The organism is Plectonema cf. radiosum LEGE 06105 (assembly GCF_015207665.1).
GTDB classification, from domain to species: Bacteria; Cyanobacteriota; Cyanobacteriia; order Cyanobacteriales; family Nostocaceae; genus Rivularia; species Rivularia radiosa_A.
Map to the genome: position 1 here is coordinate 1 of NZ_JADEWL010000095.1, position 20,292 is coordinate 20,292.

Below are 20,292 nucleotides of genomic sequence, written 5' to 3' on the forward strand. Positions count from 1 at the left end.
GGGTGATGGGGAGATGGGGGGAACAATCCAAAATTCAAAGTTCCCCATTTGGAATGATGAACTTTATCTTGAATTCCATCGCGGTTGTTATACTACTCATGGAGACCAAAAGCTTTACAACCGTCGCGGTGAAAATCTGTTGTATGAAGCGGAATTATTTGCTAGTTTGGCAACTATTTGCTGTGGTGTAGATTACCCCAAAGCTGAAATTGAAGCGGCTTGGAAAAAACTTTTATTTAACCAGTTTCACGATATTTTACCTGGTTCCTCGATTCCGGAAGTCTACGAGGATGCTTTACCTGAATGGCAAGCAATGCAAAATACTGCATCTTCTATATTACAGCAGTCTTTAGAAACTTTAATAACTCAAATCGACTTATCGCGATCATCTTCAGATAGTTTCCCCGTGGTTGTTTTCAATTCTCTTAATTGGCAACGTTCGGAAGTTGTTTCTGTTTCCTTACCTACGGAACCTACTCTACAATGGCAGATTCTTGATAGTTCGGGTAATGAAATTATCTCTGAGCTTGATGCCGATGCAAAATTATTATTTTTAGCAAGCGATATTCCTGCGGTAGGTTATCGCGTATTTTGGCTTTCTTCTACTCAAATAATACCACCACAAAATCAATCAAAAACTATAGCGCTACAGTTTATTTTAGAAAATGAATATTTACGGGTAATCGTTGACGAACAAACTGGAGAGCTAAGCAGCGTTTTTGATAAATTGAATCATCGTGAAATACTTTCGGCTAGTGGAAATCAATTACAAGCCTTTACAGATAAAGGTCAATATTGGGATGCATGGAACATTGACCCCAATTATGCCGAACATATGCTACCATCGCTTGAATTAAAATCTATCGAGTGGCTTGAACAAGGAATATTACAAAATCGCTTGCGGGTAGTGCGTCAGTTGGGAGAATCGGAGTTTATTCAAGACTATATTTTGCAAGCTGCTTCCCCAATTTTGAAAATTGCCACCAAAGTTAACTGGTTAGAACGTCACGTTTTAGTAAAAGCTGCATTTCCATTAAACTTAGAAGCAAATTTTGCTACCTATGAAATTCCTTGTGGTGCAATTGAACGCACAACCAAACCCCAAACCCCAGCAGAAAAAGCGAAATGGGAAGTTCCCGCATTACGTTGGGCGGATTTGACAGAGCAAGACACAGAAGAGCAAAACAATTCTGCTTGTTACGGTGTCAGCTTATTAAACGATTGTAAATACGGTTACGACGCTCAACCAAATCAATTACGTTTAAGTTTATTGAGGAGTCCAGAATGGCCCAATCCACAAGCTGACAAAGGACATCACGAATTTAGCTATGGTTTGTATCCCCATGCAGGAAGTTGGGAGAAAGCGCAAACAGTGAAGCGTGGATATGAATTCAATCAACCTTTAAAAGTAGTGCTTTGCGAGAAAAAACTTAATTCTCAACCCTCAACAGCATCACCAAATAAAACATTACAAGACAAAGCCAGCTTTATTAATATATCGGCTCAAAATCTAATCTTAATGGCATTTAAACAAACCGAAGACAACCCCCAACAATGGATTCTCCGGTGTTACGAATGCCACGGAGAAACAGCAGAATTTAAACTAACCAGCGATATCGGCTTCACTGTAACAGAATCTGTAGATTTATTAGAACGTCCTCTACCGACTTCAGAATTTACAATTGAGCCGTGGAAAATCGCTAGTTTTAAGGTCAAAGGTTAGAGGTTAGAGGTCAAAGGTTAACAGGGAGCAGGGAGCAGGGAGCAGGGAGCAGGGAGCAGGGAACTGTCCACTGTCCACTGTCAACTTTAAAACTTAATCTTCATGGTCTTCAAAAGGGTCTCCAAGTTCTTTACTAGGAGGACCGAAGGAGGTGTAGACGGACATAACTGTAACTGTAATCAAGACGGCAGCTACAGAAATACTAAGAACTATTGCGGGTTCCATAATGGGTATATATTATGAGTACTATTCTTATACAATATTACAGAAGATTAAAAAATGTTTTGCTAATTAACCTGGAATTTGATTATGGCACAAAGAACACGTTTGGGAGATGTTCTCAGACCCTTAAATGCTGAGTACGGGAAAGTGGCTCCTGGCTGGGGTACTACCCCATTGATGGCTGTTTTCATGCTGTTATTTTTTGTTTTTCTGTTGATTATTCTGCAACTTTATAACAAATCAATCATGATTGAGGGTGTTAATGTGGATTGGCGAAGCTTGGGTAACTAAGCAAAGTAGTTTCCCATCTAGTTCTAATACACATATTTTCAGATAAAACTTTAACCCGGCTGATTTGACCGGGTTTTTTTGGGTTGGAGTAATACCATATTCTTTATTTTCAGCGATAAATAGCTAAACTACAGATGTCGATTCAAAGACAGTTTTGAAATTGTAGGAAAAAACACATGAATATATTTGGTATCGGTTTACCGGAAATGGCTGTAATCATGGTTGTAGCGCTGTTGGTTTTTGGTCCGAAAAAATTACCAGAAATGGGTCGTAGTTTGGGAAAAGCGGTTCGTGCTTTTCAAGATGCTTCCCAAGAGTTTCAAGATGAATTTAAAAAAGAAGCATCACAATTAGAGGAAGCTGTCAAGACTACAGCCGAACTTGAACATAAGCAAATAAGTGCCATAGAAAAGGTAGAGGAAGTTGAAAGGTTAAAGGTTGAAGGTTAGAGGTTAGAGGTTAAAGGTCAAAGGTTAAAGGTTAGAGGGTGAAGATAATTTTTTTAATTATCAATCATTGTTTGAAAACAATATATATGATAGAAAATTAATCTTCATCCTGCTTTTTATCTTTCTTGATAATTTATAGTTATTGATAAATTGATAATTTATTCTTTCTATGCAAACTGCTGATAAAAAAACTTTATTAATTCCTCAACTAATTGTTGGTTTGGGGAATCCAGAACCTAAGTACGATAAAACACGTCACAATATCGGTTTTGCTGCAATTGATGCTTTATCCCGTTCTTGGAAAGTATCTCTGAGCGAAAATCGTAAGTTTAAAGGTGAGTATGCTGAAACTACTGCACCCGGAGGCAAAAAAGTTCATTTACTCAAGCCTTTAACTTACATGAATCTTTCGGGACAAGCAATTGGGGCGGTGGCTTCTTGGTACAAATTAAAGCCAGAATCGGTGTTAATTATTTATGATGACATGGATTTACCTGTGGGAAGAGTTCGCTTGCGTTTGTCTGGTTCTGCTGGGGGACATAACGGTATGAAAAGCACTATTTCTCATTTGAGTTCTAAGGATTTCCCTCGTTTACGTATTGGTATTGGTAGACCAAAAAAACTAGAAGATAGCGAGAATGGTAGTAATATTTCTCATGTTTTAGGTAAGTTTTCTCCTGAAGAAAATGAATTAGTTTCTTCTGTTTTAGATTATGTAGTTGAATGTGTGGAATTATGTCTTAAAAAAGGTGTCGAAAAAGCGATGAATGATTGTAATAAAAAGAATTTAAATGTCCCTGATTCTAAAAAAGATTGAATCTTTAAAAACTTCACTGTTTGCTGACAAACAACCATCGCCGATTCGACGATGGTTGCTGCTAAGATCAATTCGTTGATGGGCAATTAATTGTAAAAACGTGCCTCATTCAACTCTAGTTTGGACGCTTCAAAATGTTTAAAAAAAACTTCTTTTTTCCATTTCTCGCCTAAGTGTTTAGATATATGATGACGATAGTTAATACGCAGAAAGTGCATTGATTGTCTTCAAAGAAGAAAGTATACACGTTGCGTAATGATAAACCGTACCTGAGTCGCAACATCAACAGTGAACGGTAATAGATTACTAACGTTTTAACTAGTAAAAGTACTTACTCCTACCTATCTAAAACGTTGTTTGCGTCTTGCTGCTACTGCTTTACGCTTACGCTTTTCCTGGGGGTTTTCAAAGTGCCGATGGTATTTAACATCAGCCAAAATCCCAGCCTTGGAAACTTGACGCTTAAACCTGCGTAAAGCTGAATCTATTCCTTCGTTTTCACCTAAAACCACTTGGGTCATCCTAATCCCTCGTTATCTTCCTACTATATTTTTACTTTATTGTAATGTGCTGGTTGCTCGGAGTGAAGATACTCCGGTAGCTACCTCAAATCACGCGAAACTGGAACCATCAAACAGTAATCTACTGCTGAATTTCCAGATTTACTATTTTACCTTTCAATCCGATTATCATCTATGTATCTGGCATCTGAAAATCCGAATTTTTTAATGTAAGGGCGAGTTGATAAAGTTGACGACGGGGCAAAGAAGTCGATGCAGCTAGCTGCCTACTGGCTTGTGAAGGTGATATCCCTTGATTCATGATTGTTTCTAACTTTTCTATGAGTTCTGCTTGGCTAAACTCCTGCTGAGTGGGTGTATTACCCGCCATCACCAGAGTATATTCACCTATGGGAATCTTCTGTTCATAGTAGTTACAAGCACCTGTAAGAGTTCCGCGCCAAAACTCTTCATATATTTTAGTCAATTCTCGCGCTAAGACAATTTGTCGATCGCCACCAAATATTTCTCTCATATCTTCTAAGGTTGAGCGCAAACGATGGGGGGATTCGTAAAAAATCAAAGTGCGCTCTTCTGACTTCAATGATTCTAAGTGCGATCGCCGTTGTTTTGATTTAGCACTTAAAAATCCTTCAAATACAAATTTATCTGTGGCAAGCCCCGAAGCACTTAAAGCGGTAATCGCTGCAACCGCACCAGGAATTGGAACTACAGTAATTCCAGCTTCAGCACAAGCCTTAACCAATTCATAACCCGGATCGGAAATTCCGGGTACACCAGCATCTGTTACCAGCGCGATCGCAATTCCATCCTGCAATTGATTTAAAAATTCTGGAATGCGACTGTTGCGGTTATGTTCGTGATAACTCAATTGCGGTGTATTAATTTGAAAATGCTTTAAAAGTTTTCCTGTATGACGTGTATCTTCAGCAGCAATAAAATCTACCGACTGCAAAATTCGCACACTTCGGAAAGTCATATCTTCTAAGTTACCAATCGGCGTACCAACAATATACAGTACACCTACTTTTGATTCGGTTTGCATTTATCAATTAGGAGAAGTGTCAATTTTTATGGGCTAATACAACTAGACTGGTACTTACAGTGCCAAATATTCCCAATTAGTAATTAAAAATATGAAAGATTTACAATCCATTCTAGAATTAATTCGCCCCATTGGTTGGGGTGCATCCGATATATTGCGCTCTTACTATCGCGGTAATCAAACAGATGATTTAAATGTACAATATAAGGACGATAAAGGTAAAGACCCAGTGACAGCCGCAGATTTAGCTGTGAGTAATTATATTTTGCAGCAGTTGCATTCGCAGTTGGGAAATGAAGATTTTGGCTATATTAGCGAAGAAACTTATCAAAATTTTGATGGCAAGAACAATTCTGAATGGGTATGGATTATTGATCCTTTAGATGGTACAAAAGATTTTATTAATAAAACAGGTGAATACGCGATTCATATTGCTTTAGTCAGAAACCAGCGTCCGGAATTAGCATTAGTCGCAATACCTGAAGCTGAAAAATTATATTATGCAATTAAAGGCAGCGGTACATTTGTTGAAAATCGTAATGGAGAAAGAAAATCTTTGCGCGTTTCCGAATCTGAAAATCCTCAAGATTTAACTTTAGTTGTAAGCCGTAGTCACCGTAATGAAAAATTAAATTATCTCTTAGAAAATTTACCCTGTCAAAATCAGAAATCAGTTGGCAGTGTTGGGGGTAAAATTGTCGCTATTATTGAACAACAAGCAGATGTTTATATTTCACTTTCCGGTAAATCTGCACCAAAAGATTGGGATATTGCGGCACCAGAATTAATCTTAACTGAAGCAGGTGGAAAATACACCCACTTCGATGAAACACCATTACAATACAACACCGGAGATATTAATCAATGGGGTGGTTTATTAGCAAGTAATGGTAAATGTCATGAAATGCTTTGTCAAGAAGCCCAAAGAATTCTAGAAGAATTTAATTAATTGGTAATAGGTAATGGGTAATGGGTAATGGGTAATTGGTAATGGGTAATGGGTAATGGGTAATGGGTAATGGGTAATGGGTAATGGGTAATGGGTAATTGGTAATTGGTAATTGGTAATTGGTAACTATCAACTATCAACTAACAACTATCAACTAACAACTATCAACTAACAATTATCAACTATCAACTATCAACTATCAACTATCAACTATCAACTAACAACCTGAATTGCACTTTTTAAAACCTCAGCATGAAATTCCCAAGATAAATTATCAACAGATAAACTTGGGATTCCTTTGATTCCGTCTATTGCTAAACCTTGATTCATAAGTGTCTCTAAAATATGAAATTCAACTTGTGGATTTAATTTGTGAATAATTGTAGCTTTCCAATCGGGACGAAGCAAAGAAAGTGCTAACAATATACCAGCAGCACCCCAATTAGATACACCACAAACAATTAAATAATCGCACTTAATAGTACAACGGATTTTTTCTCCATCACGAATGCTAGAAGCAATAATTCCTTTAGGAATATTCCCCATTCCTAATTCATTTCCACCATCACCAATCCCCACGGAAATGATATTTTCAGATTTTAATAAAAAATGTAAAGGTGCTGTATAAGCAGTAATATCTTCTCCTCTCATATTACGAACGATACCATCTTTACCAGGACCCGCTCTTTCAATAGAAATTATATGAGATATTGGCGATGCTAGAGATTTCCAAAATTCTAAAAGTGAAGCGATTGAATGTTGGTTTTCACGAATTTTCCCTACCGCGACAATATCGAAAGGTATATTGCAAAAAATTCCAGCTGCAACAATTGCTGTTTTTACAGATTGATAACACAAAGAATCAGTTACAATCCTCACAGCGATACCAACTTCTAATAAACTAGCTGCTAACAAGGCACAACCGATAATACCATCTGTTTCAGGACAGGGTGGGTTGCCGTTAGGCATGAAAAATCCTGTAATAATTGCCACATTTGGACAATCATGCTCCGCAATTGAACGAGCAGCCCCTAATAACCCTCCTTTAGCTCTTTTAACTAAAGGTTGAATTCCTCTACCGACATCTCGCGAACAAATACTTTCCAAATCAGCTATTTTATCCAATATTTCGCGTTCAACCGCATTGTTACACCGAATTAAATGCGTTTTTTTCGTCATGAGGAGAAATTCTTGGAACTAGGGGAGCGGGAGAATAAATAATTTGAGACGTTAAACAAAAATACGATTACCACGTAAAATAATCGTCTTTAACGTCTGTAACAAACATATATCCAGGAGCGTGAGTAATCGCAATTTCTGGCTTTGCTTGAAGAATCGCAATTTGAGTTGTGACTCCACAAGCCCAAAATACAGGAATTTCTCCTTCAGCAATTGTTACCGCTTCACCAAAGTCGGGAGCATCGAGATTTGTAATTCCAATTTCTTCGGGAGAACCAAAGTGTATCGGTGTACCATGTGCTTTAGAAAAACGGCTGGTAATTTGTACCGCACGTATCACGTCTGATGGAGATAAAGGGCGCATTGACACAACCATTGGAGCAGAAAAGTCTCCTGCTGTTTTACAAGCAATATTCGTTTTGTACATCGGCACATTTTTACCTTCTTGGAGGTGTCTCACAGGAATACCCGCATCCATCAACGCTGCTTCAAAGGAAAAGGAACAGCCAACTAAAAAACCCACAAAATCATCTTGCCAAATATGGGAAATATCAGCTACTTCCTGTTGCAATTCTCCATGACGAAATATATGGTATCGTGGTAAGTCAGTTCTTAAATCGGCACCACTGGCAACTATTTCCGGTTCTGGGTTTCCAACTTCGGTAACATCCAACAAAGGACAAGGTTTCGGGTTGCGGGTACAAAAAACAAGAAAGTCAAATGCCATTTTTTTTGGCAAAATAACTAAATTTGCTTGTAAAAATCCAGATGCAATTCCAGGAGTTGGAAAGTGAAATGTTCCCTGACGACATTGATAGCGAACTTCTGCGGGAGATAAGTCCATAATTCATCAATTGTTGTAGATTTAATTGTCACGGGTAAATTAAGTTTTAAAATACCAAGTTACCCTACAACCAATCTATTGCTTATTTCGGTATCGATTGTCTGTGTCTCTTGAATCAATATAGATTTATTTCAACCTGTTGTTAAGCCCAATGATTTACCTATTCTCTATTCAACCCTTTTTAAAACTGCTACTTTATCAGTAAAAGTACGACTTGACTCAAAGTTAAGCCAAAAATATCTTCAAAAAACTTTATCATAATTTGATGATTTGAATCAAGTATTACTGCCAGTTTGGCATTCTTAGTTGAGGATTTATTCTTAGAGTAAACATAACCTGGATTTATCACAAGTAAGTGGTAAGCGTTGAGTGACGGACTAATTTTCCCACTATTCACGACTCACGACTCACTATTCACTATTCACGACTCACGACTTACGTTACGACTCACGACTCACGACTTACTACTCACGACTTACGACTTGTCTTGGAATAATAACAAATTTTAACGCTGATCTACTTTATAAAATAAAGGTAATAAAGGCAAACTTAATTTTAATTACTGAGAACTGATGCTTAAAATCCAAACTTCTAAAATATTGGCGAGTTCATTGGACTATAAAGGAGTTTACCCTTGTCCAGTTTGTCGAGTCGGAAAAGTTCAAAATATGCCTTTAATGGAGGCTATGTCTTGTGATTTTTGTCATCAAATTTTTACCGTCAACTTAGAACAACAACAGTTGAAAATGCCTTCGCGGGAACCTCCCTTAATTTGGCGATGGAATGGGTTCTATTGGACAGAAGCCCATTTAGAAGGAGTTCAATTTGGCTGGGGTTATATCTTGGCAACAGTTGCTTTCGTATTACTTCCCACCACCTTAATTGGATTAGTTGCCTATAATTTTCCTCCAGATCCAAATGCTCCTTTATCCTGGGTTCCTTATATTTGGACATCATTAACATTTTTTTCTCATTTAACAATTATCATTTGGCTATTCATCGAAGTTTATCAAATTCCCATCAAAGCGTATTTTCGAGCTTTACACCAGCGTTTGATTAGTTGATAAATTTAGCCAAATAGCCGCTTCGGAACCGCACCAAGAAGGGTGAATGTCACCTGGGCGGGCATTGGTGCGTGACACTACAAAGATGATTATTGCGTTCGGGGATTTCTCAAAGTGTCACACAACGGCAATAATGCCCGAAGTTAATCTACACCGCCGGACTGCCTCCCCTACAATAAAAAATGTGCCTTTTTGCTAAGTTCCATAAAGGAAAAACTTTGTGTATTCAAAAAACTGAATTTCTAGGTAAATTTTAACAGTTGCGCTAATATCCTAATGATGTAAATAATATAAATCAATTGAGTAGCGAGTTAATGGAGCCAGATTCACTACTAACAGAAGTAATCTTAACCTCACCACGTCAGTCTCTCGGTAATATCAAACTTGATTGGACACCACAACCTGGAAATTATCTTGACTTTAAAGGTAAAACCTACGCAGTATTGGAACGTCGTCACCGTTACCAGTTAAAGCAAGGACGTTACTGCTTACACAAAATTGCGATTTACGTACAATCAGCAACAAGACCTGCTGAAAAAACTTTAGTAAACGGACGTTGGGTAATTGGTAACGCTAACTGTAGTTATAACGCTCTTTCAGAGATTATCCGCTGTGCAGTCAATCCTATGGGACCTTGTAAAGGTTGTAAATTTTATGAAAAATTAAATATGTAAGGTCAAAGGTTAAAGGTTAAAGGTTAAAGGTTAAAGGTTAAAGGGAACGCGACCATTACCAATCACTCTGTCAACTGCCAACTCTCAACTATCAACTGTCAACTGTCAACTATCAACTGTCAACTATCAACTATCAACTGTCAACTAACATTTCTCCCACAGTTAAACGACTACCATTGACAAAATCCCATCCCGATTGAGGACGTTTACCAGCTAACTGTACTTCTTGTAATAACAATAAACCAACTCCCGTCTGTACAATTGCTCCTATACCTTTGACAATGCTGACAATTTCCCCAGGATTCCCAGAAAGACTTGACAAATCTGGTAATTTATTTTTTAATTTTTGAAAGCTATCTGGTAATTGATTCCAATAATTTGAATCAAGTGGAACGGTAGCTGTAATTTTGAGGGTTTGATTGCGAAATGTTGCCACACAGTTGGGGTAGAAGCCTCTAATTTTATTGTGTAAATCTATGGCACTCTTTGACCAATCTAAGCGATAATTTTCTTTTTTAATTAAAGGAGCATAAGTTGCACGAGTCTCATCTTGGGGAATAGGTTTAATTTCCTGGTTTTGCAATTTTATCAGTGTTTCTACTAGTAAATCTGCACCCATTGATGCTAATTTTTCCGCCAACTCCTGAGAATTGTCAAGCAATCCAATGGCTGTCTTAGCCTCTAATAGCACTGCTCCGGTATCCATGCCTGCATCCATTAACATAGTTGTTATTCCTGTTTCTGTAGCTCCATTGTGCAAGCACCATTGAATCGGTGCTGCACCGCGATACTCTGGTAAAATTGAGCCATGGACGTTGACGCAAGCAAGTTTGGGTATATCTAGAATCTCTTGAGAAAGAATTTGTCCGTAAGCAATCACAACAAATACGTCTGCTTCTATTTCCTTTAATTTAATTAAGGTAGCAACATCTTTTTTAATACGTTGGGGTTGCCATACAGTTAAATTATGTGCTAAAGCAACACTTTTTACAGGAGAAGGTGTGAGTTTATTACCACGTCCCCGACATTTATCCGGTTGGGTGACAATTCCAAGCACTTCAAAATCTGAATGATTGAGCAATTTTTCTAAGGTCGGAACGGCAAATTGGGGAGTACCGAAAAATACGACTTTCATAAAAAGAATACCTAGTAACTCAACTTTTAACACTAGCATCACTGACCAACTACGTCGTTAGGATCTATACTGCTTTATCAATAACAATAAGCCTAAAGATAGAGTGCAATTAGTGAATATATAGGGTATCGTGGTTATGGTAGCTTTAAAAGTTAATAATTAAAATAAAAATTAACCTAAAGAAATTGAATATTTTAATTTATTGTTATTATTCAAATATATTATATATCTAGTGAAAGCCAAATATTTTAAATAGGCTTTCTGACTAAACTAAGTATTTTTATGGTTGCAATTGAAATTTACATATGCTCAATTGGTTAAAAGTCCGAAATAGCATTTTTAATCAGGCTTTTAATTGCTTCTACTGTTTTTTCTAATTTTTTCTGATATTTCATATCATGCCCGGAATTGCGATCGGGAATGTTGAAGTAGAAATTGAACAGGTAGGATTTGTGAGAATTTTAATTCCCACATCTATGTGAATCATCGGGGTTAAATTAAGTTTCGTAAGTTTTGTAAGTTTTGTGTAGTTTTAATTATTTACTAGTTGGTGTATTGACGCGGATTTATTTTTGAGCCAATATTTGGTTAAAATGACATTTTTTGGTTGTTTGTACTTATACAACACTCTGTTGTTGGAGTAACTTTATCCAAATCATGAATTATCTAAATTAATGTTTAGATAAATGAGTAAAAAAGAATACGCTATTTTTGCTAAACTATGCGAAATTATAGAAGAGCATCTCGCGAAATTGTTAGTTCCCTGTTATACATATAAAAGATAGCCTGCCCCATTGCCGTGAGGCATTGCTCTTCCTATAGCAACCGCCCTCTAGAGAATCAACCAACAAATGCTGAAACATCTTTTACTGTCGGGATGGTTCCGCGTGCAACCATTCCTCAAGTACGTATTAGTCGTAATACTGATTGCGCCTTTAGTGGGAGCATCAGGACATTCTAGCTCAGCAAAACAATCACACTTAACCAAAGTTGTCGCCGAAAACCCAGAATTGGAATCGTCGGTGTTAATAGAGGTTCCGATTGCTAGCGAATACAAATTATCGCAACCACAAGCTGTCAAAACTTTGACACCGGAAGTCGATTCTGAGACAGTAAGGATGGCTGCGGTCATCCAGCCAAAAATAATACATCCGAATACAGTAGAGTTAGAGTCTTTGACTATAGAGACTTTAACTGGAGAAGAAGAAGCAGCATCTTCTAATAGTTCTTCCCTTAAGCGAGATCCATTTACAGAAGTTGAACTTGCACCACCTGGTGTTAGTTCTCCAGTAGTACCAGAGAAACTTTCTCGTAGTGAAATGAAGTTAGTACAGCGTTTAAAAGCTGTAAAAACTCAATCTTCAGAGAATAGTTCACTTAAAGCTAGTAAAGTCATAGCTTTGAGAAGAAATTTAATTCCTCAGCCTACGGATGCACCTGTCAGTGAAGAACCCCAGGAATCAGAACTATCACAGGAAGATCCAATTGGAAGTCCTCATCCAATCCCTTGGAAATGGATTACAGCTACTCAAGAATCGGTAAGTACTACTACTGGTTCGGGAGTACGTTACTACCGTAGCATACCCGTAATTTCTCCAGATGGTCGTTATTCTATTTACAGTCGTGTCAAGCTCGAAGTTAAGCCGCAAATGCACGAAAGCCGTGTGAGCAGCGTGTTGTTTGTGGAAGACAGACGAACCAATCAGTTGAAGGTTGTATCATCTACTTCTGCGTTAATAGATCCTTTACTTGAAGGAAAGAAAATGCAGAGTGAAGGAAAAGGCTATCTCCCCGGAAAAATTGGTGTATTGGTTCCTGTTGGTTGGTCAGAAAATGGTGAACGTTTCTTAGCACGCAAGTTTGAAGGTTTATTCAATACTGCTCACGCTACAGACGAAGCACTAATTTGGAACCGTCAGAAGAATCAAGCTAATACAGTTGTTCCTTCTCAAAAGAATCATCAGTATGACATTGCTATTTTATTAGGTTGGAGTAAAAATACCCCTGATAATGTGGTATTCCAAGCTGGTGAAATGGGTCAAGAAACTTGGCCTACAATTACAGTTGCCAATGATGGTAAAACAGTTTCAACACAAGAGTTAGACCAGCCTACCAATTTTGGTAGAAAGGCTACTGATGTTTGGGCTGGACCGCAGGTAGCTTATCAATAAGTAAATAATACCATTTTGGATTTGAGATTTTGTGGAAAGTTGGGAGTGTAGATGTTCTTCCCCCCAAACTTTCCAAGACAGATTTGAGATTTTGGATTCTAAAAAATCTGCCAGATAAGCTTTTCAAGATTCCATCTGCTGCAATCCGCGTTCAAATTGGTATCAGCTTGAGAATAATTAATCAAATCCCGTTTTAACTTCAATTAAAACGGGATTTTTCATTGGTTTTATCGCAAATTTTAGTTGAGTCCAATACACTAAAACCTCACCCCCTCCCCTCTGCGATGCCTTGGAGAGGGGAGGCTTTGGGCGGGGTGAGGTAAAATTTGTATTGCACCCAAGTGAAAACCGCTATATTTGATTTTTTTGATTTTATAACCGAAGAGTATTGGATATAAAAATTCATTATTGTCAGGATTATCGTATGAAGTCGGGTTTTTAGAATAAGTAAGCTATTCCACATTTAATTTGTAATACACTAGCAAGCAAGATGCTTGCACTACAAACCTGATGGATTTTGACAATCTGTAATTTAGAGTGTTTTAGCTTATCTATAACAGCCGACTTCTGACGATTACTCTGCTCGTTCCATCGAACTTATACTTATATTTATTTACCTAGTTATTTAGGCAGTTTTTTTACTCTGTTTTTTCTTCAGTTTTTTCAGTCATTTCAGATTCCAAAGCAGAACCTTTGACTCTGCGGATAGGTACATTAGCAATCAAAGCTGTTGTACGTTGGTTACTTTCCAAAGAAAATTCCAAGCCATCAGCTTCAATTTCCACGTAGCGACAAACAATTTCGAGAATTTCTTGCCGCATTTTTTCGATCATTTGAGGGCTTAAGTCAGCCCTATCGTGAGCAATAACTAATTGCAACCGACGTTTAACATCATTACGACTGTTATCGTGACTGCGAAAAAAAAGTCGTTCCAAAAGTTCAAGAATCATTGCAGCTGTATGAGCGCATACTGGATTTGGTTAAATTATTTTTGTCCACAATAACCTTCGGAGGCGGGAAAATAGGTTGTCCTGGGACGAGTCAAAATCAAGAAAATCTACCGTTTCCCCTTCCAATCTACGAGCAATATTACTGTAAGCTGTGGCTGCTAAAGAAGGATTTTCTGATAAAACCAGAGGTTCGCCACGATTAGTAGAAACAATTACTCGTTCGTCGTCGGGAATTACCCCGATTAAGGGAACTGCTAAAAGTTCTTGAACATCTTGCACTGACATCATATCATTTAACCGAACCATTGCGGGCTTGATCCGGTTAATTATTAAGTGAATTTTCTTTACACCCTGTGCTTCTAATAACCCTACTACCCGGTCAGCATCACGGACGGCTGCTATTTCGGGAGTTGTAACAATTAAAGCTTCGTTTGCGGGGGCGATCGCATTTTTAAACCCCATTTCGATTCCGGCAGGACAGTCAATAATAATATACTGGTACTTTTGTGCTAAAGCATTTACCAGCAATTTCATTTGGTCGGGGGTGACTGCTTCTTTGGTACGATTTTGGGCAGCAGGTAGCAGTACTAAGTTGGGTTGCCGTTTGTCTTTGACCAAGGCTTGTTCTAAACGGCATTCTCTTGCCAAAACTTCCACCGCAGTATAAACAATGCGGTTTTCTAGTCCTAACAACAAATCTAAATTTCGCAGACCGAAATCCGCATCAACTAAGGCTACTTGACGACCGATTTTGGCTAAAGCCATGCCCAGATTGGCTGTAGTGGTTGTTTTACCAACTCCTCCTTTACCGGAGGTAATGACAACAATTCGAGTCATGATTACGAATGCGCTGGTGATGGCATTAAAAAATACACAATGTTTAATTAGTTTTCACCCAAGGGGTGCAGTTGAACAATAATCATCCCCAGGGTGCGGTTGATTATTGAGTAAGGCGCTTTTGGTCAAATCTATTTTTTCATAGAGCAGATTATTGAGTAAATTATTTAATTATTTAATTATTGAAGTATCTAATTTTGCTGTTGATTCAACCTCGCTAATTGAAGTCTAGAAAAATCATTCGCCTTGGTAATGCGAATTCCTTCTGCGGTCATATAGGCAACTTCTGCGTAAATTTGCGTAGGCGATTTCTCTGGTGCTCTAGCCAAAGCATCGGCAATTCTTAACTGAGTTGGTTCCATTTGTAAAGCCATAATCGTGCATTCGCTGTTACCTTGAGCGCCCGCGTGAGCAATTCCCCGTAAGCGACCCCAAATTAGAATATCTCCATCTGCGACTACAATACCACCTGGATTTACATCTCCCAAGATAATTACACTACCTCTATGGCGAATTTCCACACCGGAACGTACTGTTGTTTCCAGATAAAGTGGTTCTGCTGGAGGCAATGTAGCAGTTTTTGATTCAAAGTTAAAAGCGGTTTTCGGCTGTAATTGTTCTACAGAATAACCTGCACCAGCAGCCGCGATCGCAGTTTGTCTCCGGCTCGTACCCACTGATTTGAGTTGTAAGGACATTTCGCTTAAGGTTTCGGCGATGTCTTGCAATTGTCTGCTATCAAGTAAGCGGTCGTGGGCTACCACATGTACGTTTATCTTAGAATTAAAAAAGCGTTGCTGTGCTAAAAGCCGCAGTTTCATTTGCTGCCAAATTTCAGACCAACTGTACTCGGATACGGAAGCTTCAGATATGGTTGGTAAAATTAATACTAATTTATCTTTTGCATTCCTGATTTCTACTTGAATTTTTTGATTAGCCGCAACCGCATTTTCTAGTAAGGGAATATCAATGCTTCTAAGCTGATCATCTAAATGATCAATTTGTTGTTCAACAGCAGAATTTTCTTCTACCTCTATTTGAGGAGAAGCTGATTCATCGTTGTTTGTTTCATGAGAATTTTCTTCAACATTCGTTTGATCCCAGACAAATTCTTGTTCGGGATTAATTGTAGAATTTTCTTCAATACTAGTTTGCTCGGAAACTGGTTCCGAAGAAACATAGACATTATTTACACTGGAAATAAAAGTCACTTCTGTCACGGTAGATTCCTCAATTTCCGAACTAGTAACTTGGGAATCTGTCTGGGAAACATCATCATTAGAATTAAAATCTGGAATAGCTGAATCAATAGTCATGCAACACCAGCCAAAACACGAACATCAAGCAATTATCAAACAATGTGTAAACCTTTAACATCGACAATTGCAATTAAAACCTTAAATTGTTAAACCATCACGAATATTTTTGCTTAGTCTTTGATAAACAGTGAAGACAGCATCGCGATCGCCAACATTGCCAGGGAAGAGTACCACTGGTAAATTAGGAAATTGGGGATGATTTTCTGGAGTTCTTACCATAGAAACACCTTTGTGAACTTGACCGAGTAAACGTGCGGTTTTTAAAGCAAGACCAGTACTTAAAACATCGTTAGAGGTGATACCTCCCTTACTGATTAAAAATCCGATATCATCAGGTAAACCGCGAACAACATCCATTAATAAGCCTGAAACCTTAGCTCCAAATTGCAATCGAGTAGTAATATCCTCAAAAGTCAATTCCTGACGACTCGTATAAACTACTGGTGTATTTCCAGCCTTATGTGCCTCATGAACATTTTTGAGTATATGGGTTAGCAGTGTAGCAGATTGATTCCCTTTCTCAAGCAATTGGACTACATCTATTTCGATTCCCACAATACCTTGGGCTTGTAATAGGGCTTCTAGCTGCTGAGTAGTTTTTTTGACGTGAGAGCCAACTATTACCGCTCCCGGTTTACCCGTAATTACATATTCAGCCATGTTTTCGGGGGAAATTGGTTGGTCCGGTAGCATCGCTAAAGCGGTTAAAATACTCGCAGCAGAACGGAATAAAAAGCGTTTTCCTTGACTTGCTGCCACTAATACATCTTCAGCGAACTGATCCAAATCGCTTTGTGTTTCACCATCGACAACAGCACATTGATTGTCTTTAAGCTTGAGCAACCGTTCCAGACTACCGCCCCGAATATCATCAAGTAAAAATCTTTCTACGGAATCGGCTGCAATACGTCCCTGAGTTTTTTCTTCTACATATTTGGGTAAATAACTGTGATTGTAACTAAATACTGAATCGCGAGCGAATTCAGTTTCATGAACTGCAACAGGAACATCATTAATCATTAAGTAATGTACGCTGTCGCTAGTAATACGTCCTCCTTCAAAAAATGCCGGTACTAGAAAATGAGCATCAAAAGGACCTAATTCCTCGGCAATCACATCAGTTTCAACTGGGTAATGTCCCCGTAATGTAGAGTCACTACGACTGACAACAAGAAAATCCTTGATTTGTTCGGCATCCAATGCCAACTTTAAATTATGGCAAACCTCTTTAGTTACAGATGCAGCTTTATCTGGAGTTAAGGCTCTAGTGTTAGTTAAAACAAAAAAAATTGGGGAATCGTCTCTTAACCCCAAACGCAAAGTATCAACATCCCACTGCATTAAAAGCAAGCAACTGTGGACAGTTTGAGAACCAGTAGGATCATCATCCAGAACAATTATTTTAGGTTTATTAGTCATATTTCAATCATCCGGGCGACTGTAAGTTTCTGATTTGAGATTGAACATCAACAGCTATTTGCAATGATTGATTGAGAAGTTGAGCGTATTCCCCAGCCTCTGTACTAACTTGCAAAGCTTGTAGATGAGCTAAATTATTAACAAATAAATCTTGATTGTTCACAAGTAACTTTTTATTATCGCGTAAAATTCGTTCCGTTTTCAAAGCCCGTACCAAATCTTCTCGAATCAGTTGTAATGCAGCAATAACTTGATGGCGATCGCGAATATGACTTTGTGTATTTCCCGCTGTATCTAATTGGTCGTTAATATCAATAGCTTGAATGACTTCGTGATATTGATCAACTTCATCGAGAAGTTTAGTTAAGGATTTAGGGCAACTTTTTTTACGCCAAATCCACCGTATAAATATCACTAATACTGGTACAATAACTAACAATCCTAATCCTAAAATAATTTCCGAACCAATGGTAGGTAAAATAATAAATGCATAAATAAAACCGACAACAATAGGAGTTAAAGCAAGAGCTGTAATTACTTCATTGATCAAAAAACCAAATCGTTGTTCGCGGTTTTTCAGAATCGAAGGACGAAAAACATCTTCAGAGTCTACCCCCGTTAAGCGTCTTAATTCACCTTTAGTAATTTCCAAGCCGATTAAATCTGGCTGCACGTTGAGATATTCTCCTGGGTGTGTAGGTTATATTTTGATGGTATTGTATTAATTTTAAGTATGAAGGGAATAGTCAGGTAAAAACTACAAAACTGAGAAAATCATGACAGCAGGCAATATTCAACAGCAAATATTAGAACATCTTGAAGCATTACCATCAGAACAAGTTAAAACTCTTCTTTTAACATGGCTAACAAATTCATCTGGAAACTTAAAAGATTTTGAACAGTTACTTGTAAAACAACCGATTCAAGCCATAGAAAAATCATTTGAGTACGGTGAGATAGACGCAGGGTTAAATTTTCAACCTGTTTCTGAAGCTGAAATGGTTCAACAAAGTAAATTAGCCTTTGAAGATTACCGTCGTAAAGGTTCTGGAATAGCACATAATTTTTTACGGGAATGGGCTGATAGTTTAGGAACTGACGAAGAACTAGCTACAAGATAAACACTTTAAAGATGAGCTAAAAACTCTTCTATCGAAACCTCAGCCTGTCTCAAAATACTTTTAAGCGTTCCAAGTGCAATGGTTTTATTATGTAGCGGTACAACACAACCAATTGCTATAACTTGTTGAGGTTCTCCCTGCGAATCATTATCAACACTTAATTGTTTTTTCAAAATCACATGACTTCCCCGTTGACGAACTTGTTCAAATCCTAATCTTTCCAAAGCACGGATGACTTCTGCGGCTTTCACCCGTGGTAATTTAGGCACTTTTTACCTCGAAAGTAGTTAGTAAAGGACGAGAATTCTTTAATGTGGGAAACTCTTCTAAATAAAGTTCCGTTGCTTCTTTGAGATTACTAATAGCCTCTTCTATAGTTTCTCCTTGACTAGCTGTTCCTACTTCAGGACATTCAGCTACATACACATCGTCTTCCCAATAAATCACTGCGGTAAAAATTTTATTCATGTATCGTCTCACGCTCTATTTTTCTAAGATAAACTGAATTTAATGAATCTGTAAAATAGTTCAATGCGAAAAAAGACCAATACAAATACTTTCCCATAAAATCAAGATATCGAAAAATAAATGGCTGCAATGGCTATTGATTATGATATTCAAGTCTAAATTGCTGTTATTTATAACGAGTTAAAAAAACTCACACTCACGAATTATTCTCACCATCCTTCTATAATCTCTTCCCTCCGCACCTCCGCACCTTCAGTGCCTAGTAAGTTTTTTAAATACTTAACCTCCTCAAACATTTCAGAATGTTGCAAAAACTACATTCCGAGAAATTTGTAGCAAATAATAGTAGTAAACCTGAACACTTTTAACTATTAATTAATTTATACAAAGTTACTTTCTTTCATGCTTCGTTCCAATTGCAATCAGAGCTAGTACCATGTTTGAGTAGCCCCATGTATTAATAATTGGAGATAAACTAATGACAGACGCTAATCAACCAAGACCAATACAAACTGCGATAGCTAGCGATGGCATTCTCAAGACTAACAGTAATACTATTAACACAGTAAACATTCGTTCCGGACCTTCGCTGAATAATCGCGTCATTCACGAGGGAAAAAAAGGTGATAAAGTCAAAATTCTTGACCAAACCAAACCTGCTGGAGATACCCGCTCTTGGTATAAAGTAAAATTCGGTTCCCAAACAGATGATATCGGTTGGGTGCGGGAAGATGTAATTGAAGTAACTTACACAAATCCTTCTCCGGCTTCAACTCAATTGCTTTTTGCTACCAATAGCAGGACAGTAAGAATTTATGCCGAAGAAGGACAAATTTATATGAATGTTTATGACAATCGTAGTGAAAAGACAGAATTATATGCTGTAGAAGCTGCGAGATTGCCACAAGTTGATGCTCAGAGCAAATGGAAAAGCTATGTCGCAATCAAAGATAATTCAGCTTACTATGTGAGGTTTATTCCTTTCGGTGAAGTAGATTTTATTATTAACAATGCCAACAACGGTAATATTATCCTTAGAGAAAAGGGTTTCCGTGCTAGTGGTAGTGAATATCAGAATCAGTGAACAGTTATCA

Annotated in this window: 23 protein-coding genes; 10 read left to right on the forward strand and 13 right to left on the reverse strand. The window is 37.8% G+C overall.

The features are described from left to right. Positions 1-1,723, forward strand: a 1,723-nt coding sequence (locus IQ247_RS22155; protein WP_193923342.1) for an alpha-mannosidase, incomplete at its 5' end; no start/stop codon positions are given. A gap of 93 nt (positions 1,724-1,816) precedes the next feature. On the opposite strand, the gene psbN is transcribed toward IQ247_RS22155, so the two are convergent. Further along, positions 1,817-1,948: a photosystem II reaction center protein PsbN gene (gene psbN, locus IQ247_RS22160; RefSeq protein ID WP_193923343.1), complete on the reverse strand. Its 132-nt coding sequence runs from the start codon at positions 1,946-1,948 to the stop codon at positions 1,817-1,819. 84 nt (positions 1,949-2,032) lie between these two features. Between psbN and psbH the strand changes: the two genes are divergently transcribed. From psbH to pth, 3 genes are all read left to right on the forward strand, one after another. After that, positions 2,033-2,236, forward strand: coding sequence for a photosystem II reaction center phosphoprotein PsbH (psbH, locus tag IQ247_RS22165; protein ID WP_193923344.1), 204 nt, complete (start codon positions 2,033-2,035; stop codon positions 2,234-2,236). Positions 2,237-2,412: 176 nt separating this feature from the next. After that, a complete protein-coding gene (locus tag IQ247_RS22170; RefSeq protein ID WP_193923345.1) occupies positions 2,413-2,685 on the forward strand; it encodes a TatA/E family twin arginine-targeting protein translocase in 273 nt (90 codons plus the stop codon). A gap of 169 nt (positions 2,686-2,854) precedes the next feature. Then, entirely contained in the window at positions 2,855-3,502 is a 648-nt protein-coding gene (gene pth, locus IQ247_RS22175; protein ID WP_193923346.1) for an aminoacyl-tRNA hydrolase, read from the forward strand. A gap of 341 nt (positions 3,503-3,843) precedes the next feature. Here pth and rpsU read toward each other — a convergent pair whose 3' ends face one another. Together rpsU and rsmI are read right to left on the reverse strand one after the other, a co-directional pair. Further along, positions 3,844-4,023, reverse strand: a complete 180-nt coding sequence (rpsU, locus tag IQ247_RS22180; RefSeq protein WP_193923349.1) for a 30S ribosomal protein S21 — start codon at positions 4,021-4,023, stop codon at positions 3,844-3,846. Between the two features lie 172 nt (positions 4,024-4,195). Beyond that, positions 4,196-5,068, reverse strand: a complete 873-nt coding sequence (gene rsmI / locus IQ247_RS22185; RefSeq protein ID WP_193923350.1) for a 16S rRNA (cytidine(1402)-2'-O)-methyltransferase — start codon at positions 5,066-5,068, stop codon at positions 4,196-4,198. A gap of 91 nt (positions 5,069-5,159) precedes the next feature. On the opposite strand from rsmI, the gene IQ247_RS22190 reads away from it, so the two are divergent. Beyond that, on the forward strand, positions 5,160-6,017 hold the full coding sequence (locus tag IQ247_RS22190) for a 3'(2'),5'-bisphosphate nucleotidase CysQ family protein (RefSeq protein ID WP_193923352.1): 858 nt from the start codon (positions 5,160-5,162) through the stop codon (positions 6,015-6,017). 213 nt (positions 6,018-6,230) lie between these two features. Here the strand turns inward: IQ247_RS22190 and IQ247_RS22195 are convergent, their stop codons facing one another. Both IQ247_RS22195 and IQ247_RS22200 read right to left on the reverse strand, forming a co-directional pair. Further along, positions 6,231-7,196 carry a DUF4392 domain-containing protein gene (locus tag IQ247_RS22195; RefSeq protein ID WP_193923353.1) on the reverse strand — a complete coding sequence of 322 codons (966 nt, stop codon included), beginning with the start codon at positions 7,194-7,196 and terminating at the stop codon, positions 6,231-6,233. Positions 7,197-7,263: 67 nt separating this feature from the next. Beyond that, positions 7,264-8,040: a putative hydro-lyase gene (locus IQ247_RS22200; RefSeq protein WP_193923356.1), complete on the reverse strand. Its 777-nt coding sequence runs from the start codon at positions 8,038-8,040 to the stop codon at positions 7,264-7,266. Between the two features lie 572 nt (positions 8,041-8,612). Here IQ247_RS22200 and IQ247_RS22205 point away from each other — a divergent pair. Then, on the forward strand, positions 8,613-9,104 hold the full coding sequence (locus tag IQ247_RS22205) for a hypothetical protein (RefSeq protein ID WP_193923358.1): 492 nt from the start codon (positions 8,613-8,615) through the stop codon (positions 9,102-9,104). Between the two features lie 314 nt (positions 9,105-9,418). Then, complete coding sequence (locus IQ247_RS22210) at positions 9,419-9,778, forward strand: DUF6464 family protein (protein WP_193923384.1); 360 nt, start codon at positions 9,419-9,421, stop codon at positions 9,776-9,778. Between the two features lie 133 nt (positions 9,779-9,911). Here IQ247_RS22210 and fmt read toward each other — a convergent pair whose 3' ends face one another. After that, a complete protein-coding gene (gene fmt / locus IQ247_RS22215; protein ID WP_193923359.1) occupies positions 9,912-10,913 on the reverse strand; it encodes a methionyl-tRNA formyltransferase in 1,002 nt (333 codons plus the stop codon). 851 nt (positions 10,914-11,764) lie between these two features. On the opposite strand from fmt, the gene IQ247_RS22220 reads away from it, so the two are divergent. Continuing rightward, positions 11,765-13,084, forward strand: coding sequence for a hypothetical protein (locus IQ247_RS22220; protein ID WP_193923360.1), 1,320 nt, complete (start codon positions 11,765-11,767; stop codon positions 13,082-13,084). 638 nt (positions 13,085-13,722) lie between these two features. Here IQ247_RS22220 and minE read toward each other — a convergent pair. The 5 genes from minE to IQ247_RS22245 form a co-directional block, all read right to left on the reverse strand. Then, a complete protein-coding gene (gene minE / locus IQ247_RS22225) occupies positions 13,723-14,034 on the reverse strand; it encodes a cell division topological specificity factor MinE (protein WP_193923362.1) in 312 nt (103 codons plus the stop codon). Between the two features lie 30 nt (positions 14,035-14,064). Further along, positions 14,065-14,871 carry a septum site-determining protein MinD gene (gene minD / locus IQ247_RS22230; protein WP_193923363.1) on the reverse strand — a complete coding sequence of 269 codons (807 nt, stop codon included), beginning with the start codon at positions 14,869-14,871 and terminating at the stop codon, positions 14,065-14,067. A 191-nt stretch (positions 14,872-15,062) separates the two neighbouring features. Next, positions 15,063-16,187, reverse strand: coding sequence for a septum site-determining protein MinC (gene minC, locus IQ247_RS22235; protein WP_193923364.1), 1,125 nt, complete (start codon positions 16,185-16,187; stop codon positions 15,063-15,065). An 81-nt stretch (positions 16,188-16,268) separates the two neighbouring features. Continuing rightward, the gene (locus tag IQ247_RS22240; RefSeq protein WP_193923366.1) at positions 16,269-17,609 is read right to left on the reverse strand and encodes a four-carbon acid sugar kinase family protein; all 1,341 of its coding nucleotides are present in this window, start codon (positions 17,607-17,609) and stop codon (positions 16,269-16,271) included. Positions 17,610-17,616: 7 nt separating this feature from the next. After that, positions 17,617-18,282 (reverse strand): hypothetical protein, encoded by a 666-nt coding sequence (locus IQ247_RS22245; RefSeq protein ID WP_193923367.1) that lies wholly within the window; start codon positions 18,280-18,282, stop codon positions 17,617-17,619. A gap of 103 nt (positions 18,283-18,385) precedes the next feature. Between IQ247_RS22245 and IQ247_RS22250 the strand changes: the two genes are divergently transcribed. Beyond that, positions 18,386-18,730, forward strand: a complete 345-nt coding sequence (locus IQ247_RS22250) for a hypothetical protein (protein WP_193923368.1) — start codon at positions 18,386-18,388, stop codon at positions 18,728-18,730. Between the two features lie 5 nt (positions 18,731-18,735). On the opposite strand, the gene IQ247_RS22255 is transcribed toward IQ247_RS22250, so the two are convergent. Together IQ247_RS22255 and IQ247_RS22260 are read right to left on the reverse strand one after the other, a co-directional pair. Continuing rightward, the gene (locus IQ247_RS22255) at positions 18,736-18,999 is read right to left on the reverse strand and encodes a type II toxin-antitoxin system HicA family toxin (RefSeq protein WP_193923370.1); all 264 of its coding nucleotides are present in this window, start codon (positions 18,997-18,999) and stop codon (positions 18,736-18,738) included. Then, complete coding sequence (locus tag IQ247_RS22260) at positions 18,992-19,198, reverse strand: type II toxin-antitoxin system HicB family antitoxin (protein ID WP_193923371.1); 207 nt, start codon at positions 19,196-19,198, stop codon at positions 18,992-18,994. The genes IQ247_RS22255 and IQ247_RS22260 overlap by 8 nt, the downstream gene beginning before the upstream one ends. A gap of 478 nt (positions 19,199-19,676) precedes the next feature. On the opposite strand from IQ247_RS22260, the gene IQ247_RS22265 reads away from it, so the two are divergent. Next, positions 19,677-20,282: an SH3 domain-containing protein gene (locus IQ247_RS22265; RefSeq protein WP_193923373.1), complete on the forward strand. Its 606-nt coding sequence runs from the start codon at positions 19,677-19,679 to the stop codon at positions 20,280-20,282. Positions 20,283-20,292 lie beyond the last annotated feature (10 nt).